28 protein-coding genes are annotated in these 26,274 nt (G+C 40.3%); 18 read left to right on the top strand and 10 right to left on the bottom strand.

All coding sequences use genetic code 11. The features are described 5' to 3' along the window. The first annotated feature begins 132 nt into the window (after window positions 1–132). Complete coding sequence (locus ACXAD1_RS10515) at window positions 133–882, top strand: YqjF family protein (RefSeq protein ID WP_370221859.1); 750 nt, start codon at window positions 133–135, stop codon at window positions 880–882. 41 nt (window positions 883–923) lie between these two features. Here ACXAD1_RS10515 and ACXAD1_RS10510 read toward each other — a convergent pair whose 3' ends face one another. Then, window positions 924–1,061, bottom strand: coding sequence for a hypothetical protein (locus ACXAD1_RS10510; protein WP_206839793.1), 138 nt, complete (start codon window positions 1,059–1,061; stop codon window positions 924–926). A 91-nt stretch (window positions 1,062–1,152) separates the two neighbouring features. Between ACXAD1_RS10510 and ACXAD1_RS10505 the strand changes: the two genes are divergently transcribed. Further along, the gene (locus ACXAD1_RS10505; protein ID WP_197217094.1) at window positions 1,153–1,335 is read left to right on the top strand and encodes a cold-inducible protein YdjO-related protein; all 183 of its coding nucleotides are present in this window, start codon (window positions 1,153–1,155) and stop codon (window positions 1,333–1,335) included. Between the two features lie 55 nt (window positions 1,336–1,390). Here ACXAD1_RS10505 and ACXAD1_RS10500 read toward each other — a convergent pair whose 3' ends face one another. Beyond that, on the bottom strand, window positions 1,391–1,642 hold the full coding sequence (locus ACXAD1_RS10500) for a transcriptional regulator SplA domain-containing protein (protein ID WP_370221860.1): 252 nt from the start codon (window positions 1,640–1,642) through the stop codon (window positions 1,391–1,393). A 9-nt stretch (window positions 1,643–1,651) separates the two neighbouring features. Beyond that, complete coding sequence (locus tag ACXAD1_RS10495; protein WP_370221861.1) at window positions 1,652–1,840, bottom strand: hypothetical protein; 189 nt, start codon at window positions 1,838–1,840, stop codon at window positions 1,652–1,654. Between the two features lie 129 nt (window positions 1,841–1,969). On the opposite strand from ACXAD1_RS10495, the gene ACXAD1_RS10490 reads away from it, so the two are divergent. Next, window positions 1,970–3,247, top strand: coding sequence for an erythromycin esterase family protein (locus ACXAD1_RS10490; RefSeq protein ID WP_474909999.1), 1,278 nt, complete (start codon window positions 1,970–1,972; stop codon window positions 3,245–3,247). A gap of 83 nt (window positions 3,248–3,330) precedes the next feature. Here the strand turns inward: ACXAD1_RS10490 and pepF are convergent, their stop codons facing one another. Together pepF and yhfH are read right to left on the bottom strand one after the other, a co-directional pair. Next, complete coding sequence (gene pepF / locus ACXAD1_RS10485) at window positions 3,331–5,145, bottom strand: oligoendopeptidase F (RefSeq protein ID WP_474909998.1); 1,815 nt, start codon at window positions 5,143–5,145, stop codon at window positions 3,331–3,333. Between the two features lie 197 nt (window positions 5,146–5,342). Further along, window positions 5,343–5,477: a protein YhfH gene (gene yhfH, locus ACXAD1_RS10480; RefSeq protein WP_009334590.1), complete on the bottom strand. Its 135-nt coding sequence runs from the start codon at window positions 5,475–5,477 to the stop codon at window positions 5,343–5,345. A gap of 141 nt (window positions 5,478–5,618) precedes the next feature. Between yhfH and ACXAD1_RS10475 the strand changes: the two genes are divergently transcribed. From ACXAD1_RS10475 to ACXAD1_RS10465, 3 genes are all read left to right on the top strand, one after another. Beyond that, window positions 5,619–6,107 carry a hypothetical protein gene (locus ACXAD1_RS10475; RefSeq protein ID WP_474909997.1) on the top strand — a complete coding sequence of 163 codons (489 nt, stop codon included), beginning with the start codon at window positions 5,619–5,621 and terminating at the stop codon, window positions 6,105–6,107. A 133-nt stretch (window positions 6,108–6,240) separates the two neighbouring features. Next, window positions 6,241–8,400, top strand: a complete 2,160-nt coding sequence (locus ACXAD1_RS10470) for a PAS domain S-box protein (protein ID WP_474909996.1) — start codon at window positions 6,241–6,243, stop codon at window positions 8,398–8,400. A gap of 284 nt (window positions 8,401–8,684) precedes the next feature. After that, on the top strand, window positions 8,685–9,653 hold the full coding sequence (locus ACXAD1_RS10465) for a LysM peptidoglycan-binding domain-containing protein (protein WP_474909995.1): 969 nt from the start codon (window positions 8,685–8,687) through the stop codon (window positions 9,651–9,653). A gap of 40 nt (window positions 9,654–9,693) precedes the next feature. Here ACXAD1_RS10465 and ACXAD1_RS10460 read toward each other — a convergent pair whose 3' ends face one another. After that, complete coding sequence (locus ACXAD1_RS10460) at window positions 9,694–10,602, bottom strand: hypothetical protein (RefSeq protein WP_474909994.1); 909 nt, start codon at window positions 10,600–10,602, stop codon at window positions 9,694–9,696. A gap of 296 nt (window positions 10,603–10,898) precedes the next feature. Between ACXAD1_RS10460 and ACXAD1_RS10455 the strand changes: the two genes are divergently transcribed. Continuing rightward, on the top strand, window positions 10,899–11,393 hold the full coding sequence (locus tag ACXAD1_RS10455) for a hypothetical protein (RefSeq protein ID WP_474909993.1): 495 nt from the start codon (window positions 10,899–10,901) through the stop codon (window positions 11,391–11,393). A 48-nt stretch (window positions 11,394–11,441) separates the two neighbouring features. On the opposite strand, the gene ACXAD1_RS10450 is transcribed toward ACXAD1_RS10455, so the two are convergent. Then, complete coding sequence (locus tag ACXAD1_RS10450; protein ID WP_474909992.1) at window positions 11,442–12,344, bottom strand: aldo/keto reductase; 903 nt, start codon at window positions 12,342–12,344, stop codon at window positions 11,442–11,444. 146 nt (window positions 12,345–12,490) lie between these two features. Beyond that, the gene (locus ACXAD1_RS10445; RefSeq protein ID WP_206839806.1) at window positions 12,491–13,420 is read right to left on the bottom strand and encodes a 3'-5' exonuclease; all 930 of its coding nucleotides are present in this window, start codon (window positions 13,418–13,420) and stop codon (window positions 12,491–12,493) included. A gap of 250 nt (window positions 13,421–13,670) precedes the next feature. On the opposite strand from ACXAD1_RS10445, the gene ACXAD1_RS10440 reads away from it, so the two are divergent. From ACXAD1_RS10440 to ACXAD1_RS10425, 4 genes are all read left to right on the top strand, one after another. After that, the gene (locus tag ACXAD1_RS10440; protein WP_206839807.1) at window positions 13,671–14,252 is read left to right on the top strand and encodes a TerD family protein; all 582 of its coding nucleotides are present in this window, start codon (window positions 13,671–13,673) and stop codon (window positions 14,250–14,252) included. A 116-nt stretch (window positions 14,253–14,368) separates the two neighbouring features. Continuing rightward, complete coding sequence (locus ACXAD1_RS10435) at window positions 14,369–14,947, top strand: TerD family protein (RefSeq protein WP_206839808.1); 579 nt, start codon at window positions 14,369–14,371, stop codon at window positions 14,945–14,947. 153 nt (window positions 14,948–15,100) lie between these two features. Continuing rightward, window positions 15,101–15,787, top strand: coding sequence for a hypothetical protein (locus ACXAD1_RS10430; RefSeq protein ID WP_474909991.1), 687 nt, complete (start codon window positions 15,101–15,103; stop codon window positions 15,785–15,787). 206 nt (window positions 15,788–15,993) lie between these two features. Next, complete coding sequence (locus tag ACXAD1_RS10425) at window positions 15,994–17,256, top strand: glycoside hydrolase family 18 protein (protein ID WP_474909990.1); 1,263 nt, start codon at window positions 15,994–15,996, stop codon at window positions 17,254–17,256. Window positions 17,257–17,263: 7 nt separating this feature from the next. Here the strand turns inward: ACXAD1_RS10425 and ACXAD1_RS10420 are convergent, their stop codons facing one another. Then, complete coding sequence (locus ACXAD1_RS10420; RefSeq protein WP_019379882.1) at window positions 17,264–17,437, bottom strand: hypothetical protein; 174 nt, start codon at window positions 17,435–17,437, stop codon at window positions 17,264–17,266. Between the two features lie 178 nt (window positions 17,438–17,615). Between ACXAD1_RS10420 and ACXAD1_RS10415 the strand changes: the two genes are divergently transcribed. From ACXAD1_RS10415 to ACXAD1_RS10395, 5 genes are all read left to right on the top strand, one after another. Beyond that, on the top strand, window positions 17,616–19,853 hold the full coding sequence (locus ACXAD1_RS10415; protein ID WP_474909989.1) for a DEAD/DEAH box helicase: 2,238 nt from the start codon (window positions 17,616–17,618) through the stop codon (window positions 19,851–19,853). Between the two features lie 389 nt (window positions 19,854–20,242). After that, window positions 20,243–21,214, top strand: coding sequence for a ring-cleaving dioxygenase (locus ACXAD1_RS10410; RefSeq protein WP_474909988.1), 972 nt, complete (start codon window positions 20,243–20,245; stop codon window positions 21,212–21,214). A gap of 136 nt (window positions 21,215–21,350) precedes the next feature. Next, window positions 21,351–23,429: a transglycosylase domain-containing protein gene (locus ACXAD1_RS10405; RefSeq protein ID WP_206839813.1), complete on the top strand. Its 2,079-nt coding sequence runs from the start codon at window positions 21,351–21,353 to the stop codon at window positions 23,427–23,429. Window positions 23,430–23,609: 180 nt separating this feature from the next. After that, window positions 23,610–23,804 carry a hypothetical protein gene (locus tag ACXAD1_RS10400; protein ID WP_206839815.1) on the top strand — a complete coding sequence of 65 codons (195 nt, stop codon included), beginning with the start codon at window positions 23,610–23,612 and terminating at the stop codon, window positions 23,802–23,804. Between the two features lie 21 nt (window positions 23,805–23,825). After that, on the top strand, window positions 23,826–24,350 hold the full coding sequence (locus ACXAD1_RS10395) for an HD domain-containing protein (protein WP_206839817.1): 525 nt from the start codon (window positions 23,826–23,828) through the stop codon (window positions 24,348–24,350). A gap of 345 nt (window positions 24,351–24,695) precedes the next feature. On the opposite strand, the gene ACXAD1_RS10390 is transcribed toward ACXAD1_RS10395, so the two are convergent. Beyond that, entirely contained in the window at window positions 24,696–25,352 is a 657-nt protein-coding gene (locus ACXAD1_RS10390; RefSeq protein ID WP_474909987.1) for an MtnX-like HAD-IB family phosphatase, read from the bottom strand. Window positions 25,353–25,515: 163 nt separating this feature from the next. On the opposite strand from ACXAD1_RS10390, the gene ACXAD1_RS10385 reads away from it, so the two are divergent. Together ACXAD1_RS10385 and ACXAD1_RS10380 are read left to right on the top strand one after the other, a co-directional pair. Next, a complete protein-coding gene (locus tag ACXAD1_RS10385; protein ID WP_206839820.1) occupies window positions 25,516–25,953 on the top strand; it encodes a peptidylprolyl isomerase in 438 nt (145 codons plus the stop codon). A gap of 106 nt (window positions 25,954–26,059) precedes the next feature. Then, a complete protein-coding gene (locus tag ACXAD1_RS10380; RefSeq protein WP_474909986.1) occupies window positions 26,060–26,251 on the top strand; it encodes a YbxH family protein in 192 nt (63 codons plus the stop codon). The last annotated feature ends 23 nt before the right edge of the window (window positions 26,252–26,274 follow it).

The following is a 26,274-nucleotide window of genomic DNA, read 5'->3' as shown; positions in this document are numbered from 1 at the left end:
ACCTCCATTCATAAATACAATGCAATGCCCAGCGTTAGAACTATAGACAATCAACACTTCATTTATGCTAAGTTTAATGCCGGCATTATGAGGAATAATCATTTATATAACATGATGAAGGGCGGTAAGGAATTGAAAGAAGAATTGAGGATAACAGGACATAGGCCTTTTTCACTGCCTGATAAACCCTGGGTTATGGAACAAATATGGAATGATGTATTATTTGCTCATTGGCCGGTACCTGCAGAAATAATGAAAGAACACATCCCTTCACAGTTAACATTAGATACATACAACGGTACAGCATGGGTTGGAATCGTACCTTTCTGGATCAGTAAAATGAGGGTGCGCGGCTTGCCGCCATTGCCAATTATGAAATCGATGAATGAATTGAATGTAAGGACTTATGTGGAGTATGAGGGCATGAAAGGAGTATATTTTTTTAGCCTGGATGCAGACAACTTTTTAGCCGTAACAGGGGCCAGAATGTTGTATTTCCTGCCGTATATGAATGCTGAAATGCAAGTTAGTAAGTCTGAAGGATTAATTAATTATGAAAGCAGGCGAACACACAGCCATTCTGAGAGCAGCCAATTCAAAGCCAATTATAAGCCAATATCAAGCCCCTTTAATTCAAAAGCAGGAACACTTGATGAATGGCTCACTGAAAGGTATTGCTTATGGGTAACAAAAGGTGAAAAAGTTTTCCGCGGGGATATCCATCATACAAAATGGCAGCTGCAGAAAGCTTCTTGTACGATACATCAAAACACTTTAGCTGCATTTTTGCCCCGCAAGTACCTTGAAGGCGAACCAATAGTACACTACTCTCCGGAAAAACATGCTTATTTCTGGCCTTTGATAAAGGTTTCTTCACCATAACAAAAATTTGATCGTATTAATGGTGTAACCCATTCAATACCTCATTTCTTAAAGTAAAGTTCTGCAAGCAGTTTTTTTGCTTCATTGTACGATAGCCCTGATTGGCTATTCAGCCTTTTCACTTCATCAATATCAGTTCCTGCTATAGTAAGATTTCGCTTTTTCTCTCGGCGGTCCATTGGATCACCTCCTATTCAAAATTTTGTTCAAAACATTTTCAATAATTTTCTCTTTTTTTGGCCATACTAAGAAAAAAAGGGGGCGTTTCCAATTTTTTTCAATAAAAAAGGCCAAGATGACAAGCCAGAAATTGTAATGCTGGACACAGAGGTGTATTCCTGTAATAGCTGCAATGGCTGGATGAGAAAAGATTTTGCCTCTTCAGATTTAAAATGCCCATTATGCGGTGATGAAACAACTGCCGAAATGAGGGAATTGCCTCAAATTCTATAATCAAGATATAAAGAAAGACTGTTGTCTGGTAAATAACAGTCTTTCTTTATTAATTTCAATAATCTCCATATAATTCCTGAAAGGCCTGTTCTGCGTCTTTTTCAGAAGAAAATAAGGCATCATCTTCTTCTATTAAATGGAATGATTCATTAAGGAAGAGGGCCACTGCATTAGGATCTTTAGGATGCTGTACAATTTCAGCCGGCCTGACGTTTGCTACACTTGGAGTATGAGGGTTATGATATATAACAAAAACCTCATCACCAGATTTCACCTTTTTAGGATCGATTGTCTCCAATCCACTCACTCCTTTAATTTATAGGTTTTCGTTCTGCTGTCCAATTTCTTTTGCACCTATAATAGCATTTGCCATTTCCTGCTGTTCATGTTCATCAACTGAATCCCCAGCTGCATGTTTTAAATTTGGAAATATGCCACCTGTTTCAATGGTTACCATCTCCTCTTTTGGTGCATATGTCAGGTACTTCTCATCGTTTTCTTTCATTAGTAAAACTCCTTCTGGTATAGATATTCGAGCATCTTTCTTTAAAGTTTTCTCTCCGCATTGTTCTTATATTCAACCATATTAATCCTAATTAAAATGGGCAAAGTAACCATATAGGTTTTGAATGAGGTGATAAAAATCGAAGAAAATAAGGGCTTGATTACAGCTATTCAAAAAGAAGCATTCTTGTTAAGCGATTCATATGGGCTTGACCGGATTATTAAAGCAGCCGGGGAAGCGAAATTTGTATTATTGGGAGAAGCTTCACACGGAACATCAGAATTTTATACAATTAGAGCGGAAATATCTAAAAGGCTAATTGAACAAAAAGGGTTCAATTGTATCGCAGTGGAAGGAGACTGGCCTTCCTGCATTACTGTAAACAAGTATGTTAAAGGCTATGCGCGACTGAGCCCCCTTGATGCATTGAAAGATTTTAACCGGTGGCCGACATGGATGTGGGCAAATGAGGAAATTAAAGATCTAATAACCTGGCTTTATAATCATAATCAGCTGATTAACGAACATAGTCTAAAGGCAGGTTTCTATGGCATTGATATATATAGCCTATGGGAATCGATGGATGAGATAATAAAACTTCTGGAGACAAAGGGTGCAGCAGAGCTGGGAGCTGCTAAAAGAGCATTTGCCTGCTTTGAACCCTTTCACAGAAAGCCTGAAAATTATGCAGTGGCTGCAGAATTTTATGGGGAAGCTTGCGACAAGGAAGTTGCCGAACTTTTACTAAAAATAAAAAATAAGTGGGAACATACCAGGAACTATGAAGAAGAATCACTGAACCTCTTAATAAATAGCCTTGTTGCCCTGAATGCAGAAAACTATTATCGAGCAATGGTAAAAGGCGGTCCTGACGACTGGAATATTAGGGACCATCATATGGTGAATGCACTGGAGGAAGTATCGGAGTATTATGGAAAAGATGCCAAAGTCATCGTTTGGGAACACAATACCCATATCGGAGATGCCAGGGCAACAGATATGAAAGAAGAGGGGCTTGTTAATGTTGGGCAGATCCTCCGGGAAAAGTATGGGGAAGATCAGGTTTTCGCACTAGGATTTGGCACTCACGCAGGTACCGTTATAGCTGCAGAGCAATGGGGGGAGGAGATGCAGGTTATGGAGGTGCCCACAGCACAGGCAGGGAGCTGGGAAGATGCCCTTCAAAAGGCAGGCCCGGGTGATAAGGCTTTGCTGTTTACCGAAGAGAACCGGGATTTATTCACAGGTTCTATCGGACACCGGGCTATCGGAGTTGTCTATAATCCTGAATATGAACAGGATGGAAATTATGTGCCCACTCAGATCTCACTCAGGTATGACGGCTTCATTTTTATAGAGAAGACCAATAGTTTAAACCCGCTTAATATGCCTTTGAGAAAGTCATAACCTGCATTTCTGACTGAATAAATCTCACATAAAACCTATAAATTCTAAACTTAACCCCCTCCAAAAAACGGAGGGGGTTCTTGTTAAACATAGCTGTTTTCCAATTCATCCACCAATGTTCCCACATAGCTTACAGCTTTGCGGATTGGATCTGGCTTGGACATATCAATGCCTGCGCTCTTAAGCAGATCAAGCGGCTTTTTCGTTCCGCCTGCTTTTAATACATTAAGCCAGCGTTCAATGGCAGGCTGCCCTTCCTCTTGAATGCTCTGTGCCATAGCAGTGGAAGCAGTCAAACCAGCTGAATAAGTATATGGGTAGAGTCCCATGTAGTAATGAGGCTGTCTCATCCAGGTTAAAGCCGCCTTACCATCCAGTTCAACCGTATCACCCCAGAATTCAGCAAGTGTTTCCATCTTTTGATCTGAAAGTGTTTTTGCCGTTAACGGAACCCCTTGATCAGCAAGACTATAAATTCTTCGCTGATATTCTCCCTCGAGAAGGTGTGTGACAAAGTTGTGATAATAAGTTCCAAGCAGCTGAAGAATTACCCAGCGCTTCATTCTCTTATCTTCAGTGCCCGCCAATAAATGCTGTCCAAGCAGCAATTCGTTAAGTGTTGAGGGAGCTTCTACAAAATAAGTCGAAGGGCGGGTATTCATTATACGCTGATATTTATTGGCCAAATAGAAATGACCCGCATGGCCGAGCTCATGTGCGAGAACGAAAGCACCGCGCATCGTGTCTGTCCATGTAATCAGGATAAAGGGATGCGATCCATATGGACTTGAACAAAATGCACCTGTTGATTTGCCCACATTGTCAGCCAAATCAACCCAGCGTTCAGTCAAGCCTTTCTTCATTATATCTGTATACTCTGGTCCCATTACTTTGAGTGCCTCTAATATGACTTTTGATGCTTCTTCAAATGTTGTTTCAGGATTGAACTCAGGATCTAGAGGTGCCTTTAGGTCACAAAAAAGCATCTTATCCAATCCCAGAACTTTTCTTTTTAACTGTGCATATCTGCGCATATGGGGGGCAAGCTCTTTTTGGATAATATTCAGCTGATTATTGTACATTTCCTCTGTAACATGCTGGGAATCCAGGAGCATTTGGGTGACTGAACTGTATTTTCTCAGCTTAGAAAGTGTTACCTGCTTTTTCACCTCAGCAGAATAGGCGGAGGCAATTGTATTCTTATAGTTTTCCAGTGAATCTGTAAATGAGACATAGGCATTCCTTCTGATAGCCTTATCTGACGAAAACTCGTAACGATCTTCGTAAAGAGCAAAAGAGTTTGGCAGATCGTTTCCTTTACTGTCTTTAAAAGAGGAAAATGGCATGTCAGCAAGTTTTGCAGCCTGATACACATTATACGGAGCTCCATGGACTTCACCCAATGCTGCCAGAGCTTCTTCCGTCTCTGGAGAAAGCCTGTGCTTCTTTGATTCAAGAAGATCTGTCAGCTGTTTCCTGAAAGGCTCCAGGCCGCTTTCATTTTCTATGTATTTTTCAATCGTGCCTTCAGGCAAGGAAATTAATTCAGAGTCAATAAACGAAAGAGTGGAGGCTGCTTTTGCTCTTAAAGATGCAAGTATGGATGAATTTGCCTGATTGTTTGGATTTGTTCCATCCTCCGACTGACGCAAACTAGCATACGTTCCAGCTTGAACCAATCGGATGGAGAGCTTTTCCTGAGCGGAAAGGCAGCCCAGTAATAGTTGCGGGCCTTCATGGAGCTTTCCCTTGAACTGCTCAAAAACAGTAAGATCCTTATCTATATTTCTAATTTCTTTATGCCAATCTTCCTCTAGAGAAAATAAATCCTCCACTTTCCAGGTACGATCTTCCGGTACCTCAACACGCTTTAATCGGGTTACTTCTGTTTGAACCATTAACGATCCCTCCTATTTCGATTCTCTAAATAAAGAGATTATGGGACAATTATACAGGAAGGTTTGGTGAATTTATAGACTTTTCAAACATTTTAAATTAACTGTACTGTAACAGCTTGAGTTTGCTTTTAAGGGGAAATGGCGGATAATAACAGTAAATAAAAAAGCGGAGGGCCTGAAGCCCTCCGCTTTTTGTGCTACTCCATTTTTTTTGAAAGACACCGATCACATTCCATTAAATAGGATTCTGCCTGTTCCTTGACTGTTTGGCCGCACTCCGGGCATACCTTTTTGGGAAGAGTTCTAAAAAATTCAACTGGACTTTTGATCATGAATTTTCCTCCTTTTTATAATACAGTTTATTTTGTGTTCATCTGTTGTAGTACAGTATATACCAAACGAAATTAAATGTGAAGTGGTTTGATTAAATTTTTTAAAAATTTTATTTATTATGTTTTTTTGGGTAAAAAAATTTGGTTAGCATTCGGACAGCAGAAGCGGAATTCTGGTGGAACAAGTCCGAACTTGGTCACCATTCGGACAAGAGAAGCGGAATTCTGGTGGAACAAGTCCGAACTTGGCCATCATTCGGACAGCAGAAGCCGAAATCCGGAGGGACGAGTCCGAACTTGGTCACCATTCTGACAAGAGAAGCGGAATTCTGGTGGAACAAGTCCGAAGCTGGCCAACATTCGGACAGCAGAAGCCGAATTCTGGTGGAACGTGTCCGAAGTTGGCCATCATTCGGACAGCAAAAGCGGAAATCCGGAGGGACGAGTCCGAACTTTGTCACCATTCGGACAGGAAAAGCGGAAATCCGGAGGAGCCAGTCCGAACTTGGTCACCATTCGGACAGGAAAAGCGGAAATCCGGAGGAACGAGTCCGAACTTGGTCACCATTCGGACGGCAGAAAGGGAAATCCATAGGAACAAGTCCGAAAACATGGGGTAAAATCATCTAATCATTTCTAGCTTAACTGCAAAATCTCTTCCAATGAACTTCTGACTTTATTTCGCACAGCCCCTTCCAAGGCTGGAATGATTCCATTACAATCATATTTAATAAAGTAAAATGGAGGGGGCTAACAGCCTGCGATGACTGAGATAATTGTTTCTTTTAATCCGATATTAATATTCGTGGCCGTAATACTTACGATTATGGCTTCTTATACAGCATTAGATTTATTTACACTGATTAAATCATCTGAGAGAAACCAGAAATTTTTGTTCTTAGGCGGAACTTTTTCCCTTGGAATCGGGATATGGATTATGAACTTTATTGGCATGGTCGCCATCAACATAAGTGCTTCAGGAAGTTATAATATTCCGCTAACTTTATTGTCCATGGCTTTTGGCATTTCCTTTACCGGTATGGCTTTTAATACTGTAATCGACCGGCAGCTGAAAGCAGGCAATCTATTTGCGGGAAGCTTCTTTTTAACAATGGCGGTCCTATCTATCCATGTAACGGGAATGTTTGCTGTGGGGATGAATGTGCAGTTTGGCCCTATCATATTTTTCATTTCCGCACTGGTCATTTTTGTTTCTTTTTTATTTTCACTATGGATGCTCTTTTATTCGAAAAGTCTTTCGAACTCCAGACCTTTCTGGATTAAGCCCTTAAGTGCACTCATTTTCACCGGAGCCATTGTGGAGGGTTATTTTCTGCTGATCCGATCGTCATCGTTCTATTCAAATGGAGAAATTAGCACGGGAGGAGGCTCACCGGAAACTTTTCTGATTTATCTTGTATTTTTTGCAGGGATTCTTATCCTGAGCGGGCTCATTGCTTCAAGCACTTTAATCAGCAAGCGGCTGGAAGCAAGCGACACCCGTTTACATGATATTCAGGCTGCGCTCGATGAATCCTCTATAGTGGCAATTACAGATCCAAAGGGCATCATCACTTATGTGAATGATAAATTTGTTGAGATATCTAAATATGAAGAACATGAACTGCTTGGCAAAAATCACAATATCTTAAATTCGGGTTTTCATCCGTCGGAATTTTTTCAAACTTTATGGAAAACAATTGGATCAGGGGAAATATGGAAAGGGGAAATACGCAATAAAGCAAAAGACGGAAGCTTTTATTGGGTTGAAACTACAATTGTCCCTTTTCTTAATAAAAAGAATAAACCCTATCAGTATGTTTCCATCCGGACAGATATATCAGCCTTGAAATCTGCTGAAGCCAGCCTTAAAAAATCTCTGAAAGAGGTAAACGATATTAAATTTGCGCTTGATCAGTCTTCCATTATTGCCTTTACAGATGAAAAAGGAACCATAACCAATGTTAATGAGAAATTTTGTGAAATCTCTCAGTACAGCAGGGAAGAACTGATAGGACAGAATCACTCTATTTTAAATTCAGGACTTCATTCAAAAGAATTCTTTAAGAACCTATGGAAAACAATTGGCCTGGGAGAAGTATGGAAAGGGGAAATACGCAATAAAGCAAAAGACGGATCTTATTACTGGGTTCATACTACGATTGTGCCTTTCCTGAACGCAAGCGGAAAACCTTATCAATATTTAGCAATAAGAAACGATATATCAGAAAGAAAAAAAACAGAAGAAGTTTTGCATCGGCAGGACAAACTGGCAGCAGTTGGCCAGCTTGCTGCGGGGGTTGCCCATGAAATCCGCAATCCGCTCACAACCATGAAAGGATATACAGAATTCCTGCAGCTGGATGAGACAGATGAAGAGAGGCAGGAGTACTTAAGCATCATTTTAGATGAGATTGACCGGGTTAATAATATAGTAGAAGATTTTATGGTTCTCGCTAAGCCAAAAGCCGCAGAACTGGAAGAAAGGGATATCATACCAATTATTAAAAATGTCGTTTCTTTTTTGGAATTTGAAGCTCGAAAAAGAGACGTGAAAATTGGTTTCGAATATAAACAGGATATCATTCAGATTGAATGTGACGAAAATCGGCTAAAACAAGTCTTCCTTAATTTTATTAAAAATGGAATTGAAGCGATGCCTGATGGAGGATGCATCACCGTTAGAGCCGGAATCATCAATAACCAGGTTCAAATTGCAATTCAGGATACAGGTGTAGGAATCCCGCAGGAAAAACTGAAAAATATCGGAGAGCCTTTTTTTACAACCAAAAAAAATGGGAACGGCTTAGGCCTGATGGTCAGCTTTAAAATTATCGAAAGCCATAACGGAAAAGTATTTATCGAGAGTGAATTAAATAAAGGTACAACATTCAATATTGTACTGCCTGCGAAATCTGCATAGTCAATCCAAAAGGATTGGCTTTTTTGTTAGAAATTAATTCCTGTGCTGTTTAATAATTGATGTTCCAATTTATAGGAAAAACATCATAACATTGGAGAGATTCCCATGATATCAAGGAAAAACATTCATTTCGTTTTTTAGAGCCCGTTTCTCTGAAATGTGTTTGTTATCGTTCTGTTATATGCGTAACCGGATTATTATCTGTTTGTTCTTTTTTAGTAAAGATTCCATGTTATTATTAACCCCGTTAGCTAAAAACGAGCTATACGGGAGGTTTTAACAACATGAAAAAATCAATTTTATCTTTTGTAGCTGCTGCGGCAATTACCGGAACAGCTGGTGCTAATGTACAAGCAGAAGAAGTGACAGTAAAAAAAGGCGATACACTTTGGGATTATTCCCAAACATATAATACACCAGTTGACATGATAAAAGAATGGAATGGGCTGTCTTCTCATATCATCCATCCAGATGATGTACTTAATGTATATCCGGAAAAGAAATACATAGTATCAAAAGGCGATACACTTTGGGATATAGCAAGAGAACATAACGTCACAGCAGAGGCAATCAAAGAATGGAACAGCTTAAGCTCTGATCTAATTCTGCCGGACGATGAGTTAATCCTTTATCCGAATGCTAAAGCAGTTAATGCTGCAGTTTCTCCAATTAAGGAAGCTGAAGCCAAATCAGAAAAACCTGCAGAGACAGTTTCAGCTCCTGTGCAAAAGACTAAACAGCCTGCAGCAAATCAAACACAGTCAGCTGAGAAAGCTGCACAGCCAGTTGAAAAATCACAGCCTGCTCCGGAAGCAAAGCCAGCAGCATCAAATCCAGAACCAGCTAAACCTGCTGCGGAATCAAAGCCTGCATCTGAGACTGCCAAGCCTGCTGCGGAATCCCAGTCTGCTGCTGAGCCTCAAGCAGAAAAGCCGGCGGAAACTGCAAATGAAGAAAAAGCTCAAAAAGTGCTGAATATGGAAGCAACAGCCTACACGGCCAATTGTGAAGGCTGCTCAGGAATTACTGCTACAGGAATCAATTTAAAAGAAAATCCGGATCAAAAAGTAATCTCTGTGGATCCAAATGTGATACCTCTTGGAACTAAAGTCCATGTTGAAGGTTATGGTAATGCTGTCGCAGGTGATACTGGCGGAGCCATTAAAGGCAACAAGATCGATATCTTTATGCCTTCTCAGGAAGACGCCATTAATTTCGGCAGAAAAACAGTTAAAGTTACGATTCTAGATTAATACCAGAAAAGAAGGCACTTTACCGGGTGCCTTCTTTCTTTTACTCTTTATCATTCCTTTGTTTTGCTTTTTCCTCTTGATTTACAAAGAAACTGTGGACTGGTTTTGCCAGCAGCTTAAAACTATTTTCAAAGCGTTCAGAAAGGTGGGAGGCCCTCTCGTAGACAGCCGATTTAAGATTGTCTACTTGCCTGCTGATTTTTTCTGTGATTGCTTCCTGTCGATCTAAGCGTTCCATTATCGACTTGCTTGCCTGTTCCTGTACACCAAGCTGTTTGTTTAATTCTTCTTTCATTTGCTCCTGTGTTTTAAACTTTTTCTCAGCTTCCTCTGAAAATGCAGTAAACTGCTGCTCTAAACGTTCCATTACGGTATTATGAAATACCTCCTGTACGTCAAGCTTTTTGCATAATTCTGCATTCATTTCTTCCTGTGCTTTAAAATTTGAAACAGCTTCCTCAGTAAAATCGTCAAATTTATCAAACTTTCGGGAAAGTGCCTGAGTTTCCGCTTCCTGGAATGATACATGTTCAAGTATCTTCTGATTTACCGGCTCTTCATTTTCAAGAGTTTCCAGTATTGCTTTATTTATTTCCTCCAATGCAGCCAGCCTTTTATTCAAAGTATCATTTTCCTTTTCGCGCTGGTTCATTATTTCCAGAAAACTCATTAAAAAAGCATCCTGCTTTTTAAGCTTAGCTGCCAAATGCTCAATATGATTATTTTGTTTACCAGCTGCTCTTTTTACGAGTTTACTCATGTCAGTAAAGGAATCATCGAGCTGATTTTTCATATTGTCATATGTTTCAGATAATCGGGTATTAACAGCTTGCTGTTCTTTCAAAACCTCCTGGAGATAGTTGAGGCGATAAGTACCCTGATTGGAAACAGTATCTGGATGGCTTAGATAAAGCTTAGGGAATACAGCCTCATTTGATTGTTTGGCCATAGGAACACTCCTCATTTTCACTTTTTTTATAGGCTATGCCAGCCCTTTTTGAGATGGATGGGCACTATCCTATAAAAGCCTAAACATTTGAAATTTGATATTGATACACACAAATGAGCAGGATGCTCCCGCTCCCTGGAAAAAATTTCGTAAATCGCAATAAAAGTATTGCAAAAAATTCAAATAATAGGTAAATTATTAATTGTCAGTAAATTGGCAGTAAATGTCATGGATCTGACTACATAGGGGATCAACCAAAACTACCTCTAAAACAAAAAGAAGGAGAGGATCATTACATGAAGAAATTATCGTTCTTGCTTTCAGCAGCTGTACTGACACTAATGCTTGGAGCATGCTCAAACGAAGAAGCTTCTAAAGGGGAAGAAAAAGAAGAGCCGGCAGCAGAGGCGACAGAGACAGAGGCCGCTGATGAAGCGAAAGAAGTGCGCTCGGCTCTGCTAAACTATCAGGGAGAAGTGACAAAAGTAATCCGAAACACCGATGCAAACTTGACCGCTGAAGGTCAGGATCCGGCTGAAGCAGCTGCAGCTTTTGAAAAGGAAGCGAAAGCCGTGTCAGTACCAGAAGAATTAACAGACTACACTAAGGATATTGAAGCTGCAGTTGATAGCTTATCTCAATACTATGCTAAAAAAGCTGAGCTGGTAAAAGCAGGATCTGAGGACATGGCGGAAGCCGAGCCATTTAAAAAGGAGTATATCAATTCAATTACTAAAGTTTTTAAAGAAGTGGAACTATCTGCTCCTGCTTTCAACAGCGTTTTCCAATAAATGCAGCAAACAGCCCTATTCTCAAAGGAATAGGGCTGTTTGTATGTATTAAGGCACATCATGCCCCATTGAACTTTGAAGAATCTCAAACCACTGGTCCCTGTTAAGTTTGTAAGATAATGACCCGGCTGCACGTTCAACTCTTTCAATCTTGCCGGATCCGACAATTGGCATGATTCGGGCAGGATGATTTAATAGCCAGGCAAATAAAACTTCATCAATATCACTTGCCCCGATTTCCTCTGCGACTTTATGTAATGCTGCTCTAAGGCGTGCCGATTTTTCTTCAGTACCGCTAAAAATTTTGCCGCCGGCCAAAGGGGACCAGGCCATCGGAGCGATTCTTTTTTCCATGCACAGATTTAATGTGCCATCCTCATAATTCTCCAGATGATAAGCAGAAAGTTCAATTTGATTTGTAATCAGATTCATATCAAGGTATGACTGAAGCATTGTAAACTGATGGCTTTTAAAATTGGATACTCCAAAATGCCTTACCTTGCCGGCAGCCTTTAAAGCTGAAAATGCCTCAGCAACTTCTTCCGGATCCATAAAAGGATCGGGACGATGAATGAGCAAGGTATCTATGTAATCTGTTTTCAGATTTTGCAAAGACTTCTCAACCGAAGCAATAATATGGTTTTTTCCAGTATTGTAATGATGGGATTTATGCTCAGGGCGGTTTGGTGATTGGAGTACAATCCCGCATTTCGTTACAATTTCCATTTTTCCGCGGATCTCCGGCTTTTTCTCAAGAGCCATTCCAAAAAGGCTTTCACATGTATAGCTGCCATAAATATCGGCATGATCAAATGTCGTTATACCCAGCTCAAAGCACCTTTCTATTAAAGTGATTATTTCTTCATCTGAAACTTTCCAGTCAGCCAGTCTCCATAGACCATGTACTATTCTTGAAAACGACAGATCCTCTGCCATCTGCACTCTATCCAAACGTATCAGCTCCCAATTTTATTTGCATTGTTATTATCTCTAAAATTTCAAAGAATACCAAGTTAAAAGTTCAGCATCGCAAAGGGTGCTGAACCGAATTAATCTTTCAGCATAAAAAAAAGAGGCAACTGATTTGTCGCCTCATTTTATCCGCATATTTTCTGCAGCGGTTCAACCATTTGCTCATGCAGAATCATAATTTTTGATGTGTAGGAACAATGCTCTTTGTAGGCTGTTTGAAGTTCCTGATAAAAAGTGATTAATTCCTCAACGTTAGAAGTTATATCTTCATCAAAAATGCCTGAACGGCTGAGAAGGATATTCTCATATTTTTCAACAAGTTTTTTAGTTTTCTTTATCAATTTCCAGGCATCCTTCATACGAAATGCATCATTTAAATGGGAGTAGAATTCTATCAAGTCTTTTTGGAAAATATTCTTAAGTTCCTGGCTGAGTCTTTCAATAGGAGGGAGTTCATCTTCCTGAAATATAAACTGCTGCAGCATAATTAAATCAGTCTTTACATCCTGTTCTTCAAATGATTGATATATCCTTAAAGTATTATAAGCGTCAAACATGGGATGATGCGGTTCGCCGATAAAAGAAAGCTCATAGAATGACAATGCTTTTTCAACTGAAGCTGCAGTCCGGGAAGCTCTTTTTGTAAAAATAGCCTGAAAGTCGACATATCTTTTAGTAATTTTATCAATAGTTGCCTGCGGAAGATTATGCCTGAATGCATCGGCTTTCAATCTTAAGATGTCACTGGTTGACCAGGAATAAAATCTTGTTTTTTTTACTCCGCCGACCCAAAAGAGAAAATCTTTAAACACCTCAGAAAAGTCATCTGCTGTTTTGAGATCAGAGTCGGATATCCCCGTCAATTCCTTGCAGAATGGGCTTAGCGGTGAGTCCTGCTGCGGACGGATGAAGCTGTCAAATCCAGTAACCTTACCCGTTTCAAGTTCAAATTTTACAGCACCAAGGCGAATGGCCTCCATATCTTCAAAAAGCATACCATTTTTGCTGCATAGCATTTCAAAATCAAAAAAAATCAGCTGCTTTAGCTCGGCCATACGCCTTCACCCCTTTTCTAATATCCAGCTATCCAACAAGATATTATAAAGAATGACCGGCAAAAAAGGAAGGAACAGAATTATCCATTAAGATATGTATGGAGGGATTGAAACTTTTTTCCCAGCCCAATGGCAAATCGGTTTACGATTTCTATTGAAACGTTTACACTTAAAGGGTACATAGTTTTAGTCGCAAATATGATTGCGATAGTTCTTGTAAAATTATTGAACTTGAAAGGATGGATGAACGTTGGGTATTTCTTTATCGAAAGGGCAGAAAATTGATTTAACAAAAACTAATCCTGGGTTGTCTAATGTAATAGTTGGACTCGGCTGGGATACGAATAAATATGATGGAGGATTGGACTTTGACCTTGATGCCAGTGTATTTTTATTAGATGCAAACGGCAAGTGTGCATCTGATAAAGATTTTATTTTCTACAACCAGCTTGAAGGCGGCAATGGCTCGGTCCTGCATACAGGAGATAACAGAACAGGTGAGGGAGATGGTGATGACGAGCAAGTCAAAGTTAACCTTAGCGCTGTTCCTGCTTCCATTGAGAAGATTTCCTTTGTCATTACGATTCATGATGGCGAGGGCCGCGGTCAAAATTTTGGACAGGTTTCCAATGCATTTGCAAGAATCATTAATGAAGAAACAAATGAAGAATTAATCCGTTATGATTTAGGAGAAGACTTCTCCATTGAAACGGCCATTGTTGTAGGCGAATTATACCGTCATAATGGAGAATGGAAATTTTCTGCCGTTGGTTCAGGCTATCAGGGAGGACTTGCCCGTATTGCGACTGACTTCGGTCTGCAGATAGGTTAAGTTTCATTATGCCAGGCAGAGCAGCCGCTTTTCCTGGCTTCCTCTTTAGGGTAAATTCCCCACTTATCAATGATCTGTCGTGAAAAAAGGATTTGTGTTATGAAGGAGTGATTATCTTGGGTATTCAATTATCAAAAGGTCAAAGAATTGATCTGACTAAAACAAATCCTGGCCTGACTAAAGCCATTATCGGACTGGGCTGGGATACGAACAGATATAGCGGCGGACATGATTTCGACCTTGACGCCTCTGCATTTCTTGCTGATGACACCAGTAAATGTGTAAACGATCATGATTTTATTTTCTATAATAATCTGCAGCATCCAAGCGGAGCAGTTATACATACAGGAGACAACCGTACAGGTGAAGGAGACGGCGACGATGAGCAGCTTGTTGTCGACTTTACCAAAATACCTTCACATGTTCATCGTATTGGCATAACTGTTACGATTCATGATGCAGAATCAAGGCAGCAAAATTTCGGCCAGGTTTCCAATGCATTCGTAAGATTAGTGGATGAATCCAATAATCAGGAGCTGCTGCGTTTTGATCTTGGAGAGGATTTTTCCATTGAAACAGCAGTGGTTTTCTGTGAATTATACCGCCATGGGAATGACTGGAAGTTCAATGCCATTGGCAGCGGCTTCTCAGGCGGTTTGGCAGCTCTTTGCCGCAACTATGGACTGCAGGTTTAATTTTTTCTTTCTGGCACCCAAATGGTTTTGGGTGCCTTTTTGTTTATCAAGCGAAATCCCCCGGCCCATTCAATTGGGTAATAATCCCATACTTAATAAATAGCGAATGGGCAAAATAGGTGTGAGAAAAACCTTGAGAGGAAGGGATGCAGCATGTCACTTGAATGGTTTGACAGAGTAAGCGGTGAGTTGCAGGACCATCTTGAATCGATTTGCAGTAAATATGATCAGATTGGCCATATGTCGATTGACCGGGGTGCCAAGCATCCCAGAATGGAGTTTTTTATTGAAACCAGTGATAATGATAGAGAATATTTTTGCACACTTTTCTTTGATCCGCATAATGAAGAATTCTATGTAGAAGACTTTGATTTTGAACTTGGACATACTTCGAAAACGATGCTTTTTGATATTGAAGACATCATCGATACAGTCCACGAAAGCCTTCACGATTATATGAACGTTGAAGATGAGGATCATTTTGAATTTGAAGATGAGGAAGAAATATATGTTTCAAAAGAGGAAGATTTCGACATTGCCGGCGAATATGCTTTTGACGGCGAAGGTGATGTCTTTGAAGAAGTTGATGTAGAGTGGGAAACTCCTGAAGTAACTGCCTTTTTCAAGGAAGACGAAGTGGAGGTATCCTATCAGTTTGGAGTGGTGCAGGAAACCGGTGATGGAGTCCTTCGCAGAGTTAATCGCATTTGGACAGATGACGAAGAAATGATCAAAGATGAAGATCACTTTATCTTCAGCAAAGAAGAGGCTAGCACAATCATTGCAATGATTGCCAGCCACATGGATTCCCTGAGCGGGCATGAAGCGGATTATCAGTAATGATTTAATGCGAAATGAGAAAGTGGCTATCAAGAATTCTTGAAGCCACTTGTTTTTTGTGCTAACTAAAATGCCTCCTTCATTCAGCGATCAGTCCCCGGATAAACTTAAAAACCATTTTAATATTGGGCTGGATTTCTCAGTTGGTACTATTCAGGCTTGCCTCCCCCATAAACTGTTTAAAAGCAAGTGAAAAGAGGTGCATTATGGGGATTCATATCGTTCAGGCAGGCGATAGCCTTTGGACCATTTCTCAAAGGTATAAGGTTCCTATCCAGGATATAATAACGGCTAATGGCCTTGAGAATGGACCAGGTATCATCCCTGGTTTAGCGCTATACATTCCGGTAAGCGGACCAGTTATCAGGTCTTATCTTGTAAAGCCGGGAGATACATTATGGAGCATTTCCCAGCGTTATCAAACTACAATTAATGCTATTCTATCAGCAAACCCGGAGATAAGGCCGGAGGGGCTATATATCGGACAGAGGATAAATATTCCATCACCAAGCAGATTAGTAATGGAAACATTAGGGTTCATAGTCCCGTATTCTCCTGATATTTTTTTACCCGCTTTCAGGGAAACAGCAAAGTACTTAACCTACATCGCCATTTCTGCCTATTCTTTAACAAGGGAAGGTTACGCATATATTGAATTGGACGATACAGCTATATTGGCAGAAAGCCGCCGGCTGAATGTCATTCCGCTGCTGATGATCAGAAATCTTGCACAAGGTGAATTTAATGCAGAACTGATTGGCGGGGTGCTTGAAAGTCCGGCAAATAGGAGGAACTTAATCTTAAGCCTGATAAATTTTGTCACTCAAAAAGGATATGGAGGCATCAGTCTTGATTTTGAATTTATCCCGCCATTAAGGCGCCAGGATTTCAATTCATTCATTAAAGAATTAAAGAATGCCTTAGGGCCAAAAATTCTTCATGTCAATGTACATGCTAAGACTGAAGATATCCCGGCAAACCGGATAATAGGGGCATATGATTATAAAGCAATTGGAGAGGGTGCCGATATTGTTGCAGTCATGACCATGGACTATGGTTATCCCACCGGTCCTCCTAATCCCGTCGCTCCACTATGGTGGGTGGAAGAAGTCATTAAATATTCGATCACCCAGATTGACCCGAAAAAACTGCAAATAGCTTTGCCATTATATGGATATGATTGGAGAACAGAGGATAATCTAACCCGCTCATTTTCCATGCAAGCCATTCAGAATTTAGCTATAAGCAGAGGAGCAATTATTCAATTCGATGCTTATGCAGCATCCCCATGGTTCCGATATTGGAACGGAGAAGAAGAACATGTGGTCTGGTTTGAAGATATCCGCAGCATTACAGAAAAATATAAATTAATTGACCAGTATAATCTTTTAGGGATGACATACTGGCAAATAAGCTTGCGTTTTCCGCAGAACTGGGCATTTGCGGATAAAAATTTTACTATTCTATAGTGCTTTTCTAAAGAAGCTCCTTCATTTCCTCTTCAAAATAAAACATTTTTGGTTTTTCTTTAATTGTATATGTGTATTTCTTCATTTTCGCCACATAACAGGTTTTGTTGATCGTAACTTTCTCTCCCGTGTCAATCAGAATCACAATATCATTATGCTCAAACTTATTTCTGCGCTTCACACTGATCCCTCTTTCTTTAACATATAAAGTGTTATTAACACATTATCTCATACTTCTGCGGAATTAACCCTATTGACTTTGGTGGAACCATGCAGGTTCCATCATTTCTTTTGCATATCGGCAAGTAAATGATATATTAGTTTAATTGAATACCATAGTGAGCAAAGGAAGATACAAAATGACATCAACACTTGGCTTTATTAGAGAGTGGCAAAAAGCCATCCAGGCTGAGATCTTACATTTAAAAAAATATGGGAGCTCCCGCTACTTAATGTTAAATGGGCAGCTGCTTTCAAAATCAGATGCATATACTTATTTTTTCGATACACCTTCTGCCATTAAAATTCCAACTGGATCTTCCATAAAAATCGAATGGGGAAGAAAGAGGGTGGAAGGAAGAATCCTTTCTGCGGAAGGAAATAATGTCATAGTGGCTTTAGAAGAGGATATTGGAATCGATCTATCGGAAGCATATTTGCTTCATGATCCCTGGGAGCTGTTGGATCAGCTTTTTCAGCGCTTAGAGGACATAAAAGACAGCAAAAGAAAAAGAAATAGAATAAAAAAATTGATGGATCCTTCCATGCCTCCCCTACACCCTGCCGAAAAGGTAAAGACTGGTGCCCATGAATTGATATTGCGTTCTAAATATAATCCAGTCACATATGTCTGGGGTCCGCCGGGCACAGGAAAAACCTATACACTTGCACGTGTGGCCGCCAACAAATACTTTAAAGGTCAAAGTGTTCTCATTCTGGCCCACTCAAATCAAGCAATAGATGTCCTTATGGCAGAGATTTCATCCTTTGCATCATGCAAACGAAAAATTCCTGATGGGGATCTGCTTCGTTACGGGTCACAAATCGGTCCGGCACTATTCGATCATTCTTCATTAACAGCCGAATATCTTTTAAATAAGCAGCATTCTAATCTCTCGGACCAAAAAGCTGCTCTATTTGAGGAACGCCGCTTGCTTAAACAGGATTTATCCCGATCCTTCAGCAAGAGAGATTCCGATCATCTTATTGAAATAGAAAAGAAGCTGTCTGGAGTACTTGAAAAAATCAGGCAAAAGGAAATAGAGTTTGTAAAAAATGCTTCTATTATAGGAGCAACACTGGCAAAAACAGCAAGCGATCCGGCAATATACGAGAAAAATTTTGATTTAGTCATCATCGATGAATCCAGCATGGCTTATGTTCCACAGGCTGCCTTTGCAGCTTCACTTGGCAAAAGAGTCATCATTTGCGGGGATTTTAAACAGCTTCCTCCTATTGCTGCTTCAAAACATAAATTGTCGGAAAAATGGCTAAGAGAAGATATCTTTCATCACTCTGGTGTGTCTGACGCAGTCAAGGATGGTCACTTACATCCGCACCTTTTTCTATTAAAAGAGCAGCGACGTATGCACCCGGACATTTCAGCTTTTTCGAATAAACATATCTACCATTCACTTGTAGGTGACCATCCGGATGTTCTTGCAGCAAGATCTGATATCGCTTCCTGTACGCCTTTTCCCGGCAAAGCCTCGATCCTGCTTAATACAGCTGGATCAGGTGAATATGGCATAAAAGATGGCAGCTCGAATTCAAGAATCAATTTATGGGATCTTTTGCTGGGATTTCAGCTGATACATGAAGCTTATGCAGGAGGAAGCAGATCCATAGGTTATGTCACTCCTTATCGTGCACAGGCATTATTAATGGAACAGCTTCTGGTTGAGCTTTATGGGGAAGAAAGAACTGCTGCTGATATTATTGCTGCAACGGTTCACCGTTTTCAGGGAAGTGAACGGGATGTCATGATTTTTGACTCTGTCGATGCTCCGCCCCATGACAGAGCTGGAATGCTATTAGTTGGGAAAGAAAGCGAAAGACTTATGAATGTTGCCATAACGAGAACCAAGGGTAAATTTATTCATATTTGCGATTTAGAATTTATACAGAACAAGGTATATAAAAACAAAACATGGCGGAAACTTGCGGACCATCAGCTGCACAATGGACAGGCCATTCATCCTGATCAGATTGGCAGGTGGATCAAAAATCAGCATCCACGCCTGCAATGGATGCATGCAAAAAAGCTGGAAAAAGTGTTTGAGGATATTTCCAAAGCCAGAAAGGAGATTATCATTTCCCTGCCTAATGGCAAACAATTGGGGAACGAGTGGGGGCAGGCTTTTTCCAAAAGAGGTCCGCAAACAAAGCTTACCATCCTTACCGAGCATTCTATCCCTTCCGGTGATCCTGATAAGATATTGCCAAAAGGCTTCCCATTCCCTTGCATATTAATTGACGGACATATTTTGTGGCTTGGCATGCCGGCCGAGGCCCATAAAAACGCACGGCCCCCCTATGTAGCTGCAAGGCTTCAGTCAGCTGCTGCAGGGTCGTATCTTTCATCTCAATTAAAATAAGAAAAGCGCAAGCAGCCCACTAAAGGATCGCAGACTAAGAACGCCACGTCCTGTGGCAAGGTCTGCATGATCCCCATCCTGGGGCCTCCTCGAGGAGGGTGGGCTGTTTGCGCTTGACAGTCATCTAACTGCGGAATTTTTACATTCTTATCCAATAAAAAAGACGCCCCAGAGAGGCGTCTTTTTATACGTATTGCGGCGACCCGACTGCACTCCACATAGTGCATTGCCAATAAGGCTTGTCTGTCGTCTTATGCAATTAGCTCATCGCTTTACTAATATAGCATTATTCTATAAAGAAAACAAGTGTTTATTGTGCGCTTCCGTTGCATTCCTTTCATTGTTCAATCAAAATATACCTAAAATACATTGATTAGGGTTGTGATCATATGAATATGAAACCATTAAAAGGTCAGCATCATGTCTCTGCCATAACAGCCAATGCTCAGAAGAACTATGAGTTTTACACCAGAATCCTTGGAATGCGGCTTGTAAAAAAGACTGTAAACCAGGATGATACCACAATGTATCATTTATTTTACGCAGATGAAAGGGGTAACCCTGGTACTGACTTAACTTTCTTTGAAATCAAAAATGCTGGCCGCACTTACAGGGGGACAGACAGTATAACTTGTACTTTTCTGCGTGTGCCATCTGATGAATCGCTTCTTTATTGGAAAAAGAGACTGTCAGAACAAGATGTTTTACATGAAGAAATAAGAGAAGCAAACGGAAAGAAGATGCTGTTCTTTGAAGACTTCGAAGGCCAGCGTTTGGCCCTGATTTCTGATCAAAATAATAAAGGAGTAAAAGGCGGGAAGCCATGGGATCGAGCTGCCGTTCCTCCCAGCCACGGAATAATTGGGCTTGGACCCGTAATGCTCACCGTTTCTGAGCTTGAACCCACCACAAATCTGCTTACAGAAGTAATGGAATATTGGAGAACAGGAGAATATTCTTTGGATGAAGATACTGTAGCTGTATTTGAAACCGGTGAAGGCGGAAACGGGGCAGAAATCCATATTAAAGAACAGGTTGACTTGCCGCAGCAGCGTCCAGGCCGGGGGAGTGTCCACCATGTTGCTTTTCGGGTGGAAAATGAAGAGGAATTAAGAAACTGGGTACGAAAACTGAAAAAATGGAGGATTGCCAGCTCTGGTTTTGTAGACAGGTATTATTTCAAATCTTTATATTTCCGGGAACCGAACGGGATTCTTTTTGAGCTGGCAACAGACGGACCTGGATTCGAAGCAGATGAACCTTTCGAGCAATTGGGAGAAAAGCTTGCACTTCCTCCTTATATTGAAGACAGGCGGGAAGAAATCGAGGCAAACATAAAGCCGCTGAATACGAAAAATTAAATAAATGGTGTAAGAGAATGAACCGAAGTGTTCGTCCCCTTACTTTTGAAGTTGAAACTTTTTATAGAGTTTATTCGTTTAATATATAATAGGGGATAATAATAATGGAACTTAGAGAAATAGAGAAGGAGTCATCATGGAAAAATTTCAGCGTTTCAAAGAAGCTTTTGCAGGGTTTTGGCGCAAAAAGCACCTGACACAAATTCTGCTTCTTTTAACACTAACAATAATACTTTTAACCATTCTATTTTTTGCGTTTCTGGCAGCTACAGCAAACGTGGAGACCTTAAAAGAAGGTTTAAGGCAGTCAACTGTTATTTACGATAAAGACGGAGATGCTGCTGCAGGACTTGCGGAAAATAGGGCGGAGGGTGCAAATATTGAAGAATTGCCGGATCATGTAGGCAATGCCGTTATTGCGATTGAGGATGAACGCTTTTATAAGCATAATGGATTTGATATTAAAGGAATTGCAAGAGCCTTTTTTGGCAATTTATTTGCTGGCGGCATAACGGGCGGGGGAAGCACCATTACTCAGCAGCTGGCTAAAAATGCTTTGCTGTCACCAGAACAGACTTACCGCCGAAAAGCCGAAGAATTGTTCCTTGCAGTAGAAATCGAAAAAAATTATAAAAAAAATGAAATCCTGCAAATGTATCTAAATCAGGTATATTTCGGAAGCGGTTCTTGGGGAATTGAACAGGCATCCAATAAGTATTTCAGCAAAACACCAAAGGAACTGAACATAAGCGAGAGTGCACTGCTTGCAGGATTGCTTCAATCGCCTTCAGCACTCGACCCTTATAATCATTACGAACGGGCAATGAAAAGAAGGAATGTTGTCCTCGGAAAGATGAAAGAGCACAAGATGATTTCAGCTGAAGAGTATGAGAACGCTGTAAATGAAAAGATCCAATTAAAGGAAGGGACACGAAGCAAGCAAGAAAGAAAATACCCTTACTATGTTGATGCTGTCCTGGATGAAGCTATAAATAAGTACGGATTAACACAGGAAGAGATTTTTACAAGAGGGTACAAAATATATACGGAAATGGATCAGAACCTGCAATCAAGCCTGGAAAATGTTTATGAAAAGGATTCAATCTTCCCTCCAGGCATGAATGGAGAAATCGTACAGAGTGGTGCTGTCCTTCTTGATCCTGCTTCAGGAGGTGTCAGAGGGCTTGTCGGGGGCAGGGGTGAGCATGTTTTCAGGGGATTCAACAGGGCAACACACATTAAAGCCCAGCCTGGATCTACACTCAAGCCATTAGCGGTCTACACGCCTGCACTTGAAGAAGGATACTCACCAACATCCATGCTAAAAGATGAACAAGTAACATACGGAGATTACACTCCAGCTAATGCTTCCGGACAATATGCGGGCGAAGTGTCCATGTATAAAGCTGTGGAAGATTCTATAAATGTCCCAGCCGTATGGCTCCTTAATGAAATTGGACTTGATAAAGGACTGGATGCACTTGACAGGTTCGGCATACCGCTTGAGAAGGAAGATGAATATTTAGGGATTGCATTAGGCGGAATGAGAAAAGGGGTCTCACCCTTAAAGCTGGCAGAAGCATATGCCGCATTTCCAAATGGCGGCAAGCGGCAGGATGCCCATTTAATTACGAAAATAGTTGGCCCAACAGGCAGCATCATTGCCGAACGTGATAAAGAAACAGTTAAGGTTACGACAAAAACGGTATCGAATCAAATGACTTCCATGCTGTTAAATGTGGTTGAAACAGGCACAGGCAGCGCAACGAAGATTGAGGGAGTTCAAATCGCCGGAAAAACGGGATCAACCCAGCTTCCTTATAAAGATATTAACGGAACGAAAGACCAATGGTTTGTAGGCTATACACCGAATTTGGTTGGTGCAGTTTGGCTGGGGTATGACCAGACAGACAGAGAACATTATCTGTCAAAAAGCAGTTCTGAAACAGCTGTTCCTGTTTTTAGGGCGATAATGGAATCTAGCCTGCCATATATGCAGGAAGGGGAATTTACTACTAAATCGGTAAACGAAAAGCTGGAAAAAAAGGAATTAACAGAAGAAATTGGACAGACCATTAAAGAACAGGCTGAAAAATTTGAAGGCAAAATAAGAGAAGACCTTCCAATCTGGAAGGAAAAATTGAGAGAAGGAAAGCAGGAACTTGAGGAATTCGGCAGGTTCCTGAAAGACAAATTGGATCAATTCAGTAATTAACAATTAAAAAGAAAGAGAGAATGGCCAAAGTAGCCATTCTCTTTTTTTGCTGTGCAATCTTTATACTGGAATAATTCAGCAAAACAGTGTAATCTAAGTAGTTATAGTACCTGCTAACAAAACGACAGCATTCGCTAGCGAATTGCTAGCTTACAGATATTAATAGCTAGGAGGATTCATATGAGTGGAGAAACACGGATTCAGCTTAATGTACGCATTTCAAAAGAGACTTCGAATATGCTTGATGAAATTGTTGATTATTATCAGGAAAACACGAAACTCGGCAGGATTTATAAAGGCGATGTTTTAACAGATATTATTGAAAAATCATATGAAGTAATGAATAAACAAAAAAAGCTCAATAAGAAATTTTAATCCTGTTTAGAGGGGGATTACATGAGAGATGTAAAACTAACCGATATTTATCAGCATCGGATCGCACAGAAATATATTACACGCTCAGGCATCGCTCATGCTATTGCAGTTGCCTATCATTCTTTCCAGCTCGCAAAAGAATTCGGTGAGGATGTTGATTCAGCGGCTAAAGCAGGTTTCATGCATGACATCGGCCATTATACCTGGTACAAAAATGGAAAGTGGGATTACGACCTTTACCGTCAGAATGACATTCATGCCATTAAAGGTGCTGAACGGGCACATAAACTCCTGATCAGACTTGGAGAAAACCCGATTAAAGCAAAAGAAATTGCCTTAGCCATCCTTTTTCACACGGATTCATTTCTGCCTGGCGGTGAGGTTGTAAGAACTCCTCTGCAATCCATAGTCAAATTGGCAGATGAAAAGGATGAAGAGCCAGGAGGAGCGCATCATTACCGTGAACTCGATTTTGAGCGGGCGATGAAAAGCCTCGATAATCTCGATAATAAGATTGATATTTATCTTAAGAAAAAAGCAGAATAACCTAAATTTCTGTCATGTTATGCGCTTCCCCAGGAAATTCGCTACAAATAAACTGCTGCTTTTTAAAGGGAAGCGCCTGTTTCATGAAGAAATATAATTCATGGAAAATAATCAGATTATTAATATTATTATAAGCAGGGATGGTGTTGCGGCAGTGAGAGCAAGGACTCGAAGACAACAGTCATTTAATGTGGAAGAAATCAAATTTAAATTAACAACAGTATTTCTGCATCTCTCATTTTATGCCTTTATCATTTTTATCCTAATTTTATTCTTGGAGCTATTTGGTTAAAATACATACAAAAATGCCAGGGCAAAAAAGCGGCTTTGCCCTGGTGTGAAACGTTATACTTTTGGCAATATTCCTTGTTCCTTTAAATAATCCTCCACTTCTCTAAATTCTTCTACCGGCACAAAAGATATGTCTTTTTTCCAAAGAAGATCCTGAAGCCCATTTTTGGCAAAAGTAATGTCAGCATACTCCGCCGGGTGTGAATCCGGTTCACTGTCCCCAATAAAAAACACAGTTTCATATTCCTTCTTTAAGTCCTGAATGACCTTCGATTTATCAATGCCATATCTCTCAGAGTAATGCTGATGATTCTTATCTATATTCATGTGCACATTCTTCTCATGATAATGACCTTCATTCGAAAAAACCTTCACATGCTCCACTCCATATTTTTTTAATAAGTGATAAATATAATAGTCTGTGCCGGCACTCAAAATATAAAAATCTCCGCCGTTCTGCTGAATCTTTTTGATAAAGTCAGGTACATATTCATCTATTTCTATTGAATAAATATCACTGATAATTTGTTCTTCATCCTGATTGATGGAAGTGAAGACTTTATTCAAAAAGTCGATATCCTTTATCTCTCCAGCCTTCCATTGGGGCATCAGCCTTCGCCCCTCCGGAAAATATTTATCCATCATAATCAAATAAAAGTCTCTTTTTGATATTGTTCCATCAAAATCTGAGACAAAAGCCCACTTTTTCATTCTATAACCTCCAATAAGACATTTATGCTTTTTATGGTATCATGCTATCTTAACTTTACCCTTTGTTTTTTATGTTCAATCAGTGAAAAAACGTCTTTTGATTTTATTCCTGATGAGATTAATGGTATTATTAATTTGATTTTTACATAAGGAGATGATTAGTATGGCAGAAAAAGGATACATATTAATGAAAAACGGTGAAAAGGTTGAATTTGAACTATATCCTGAAGCAGCACCAGGGACAGTTGAAAATTTCAAAAAGCTTGCTAATGAAGGCTTTTATAATGGCTTGAATTTCCATCGTGTAATTCCTGGGTTTGTAAGTCAGGGAGGGTGCCCGAACGGAACAGGAACTGGTGGTCCAGGGTACACAATCAAATGTGAAACAGAAGGAAACCCTCATAAGCATGAAGAAGGATCTCTTTCAATGGCTCACGCGGGCCGCGATACAGGCGGAAGCCAGTTCTTTATCGTACATGAGCCACAGCCGCATCTGAACGGTGTTCACACTGTTTTTGGAAAAGTTACTTCCGGGATGGAAGCAGTTAAGGCAATGAGAAACGGCGATGTTATGGAGAAAGTTGAAATTCTTGAAGGATAAATAGTTCAGCAAAAAGAGCCGAAATGGCTCTTTTTTGTTTTGCCATAAATACCTGGCTGGAAATTCCTTATACTAAGAAAAACTAACTGTATTGGAGTTGATGTGATTGGGTGCCATTGAAAGAAACGGCTACCGGTTTGAGCCTGAATTTAGCGTCATCAGCCAGAACGGTGCCATACATGTTTTTCATAATGGAAAATTTGTAGAAGAACTTAAATTCGAATTTTCCGGAAAATTCCCCGAAAACGACCAAATAGAAGAGTTGGTTGCTCAGTATTGCATTAGGCATGGCTTGTAGAAATTCCTCTATGTTTGGCGTCC

This window comes from Cytobacillus sp. ABV4_503 (genome assembly GCF_056158445.1).
Note: the sequence above shows the minus strand (reverse complement) of the source record. Positions and strands in the feature narration are given on the sequence as shown.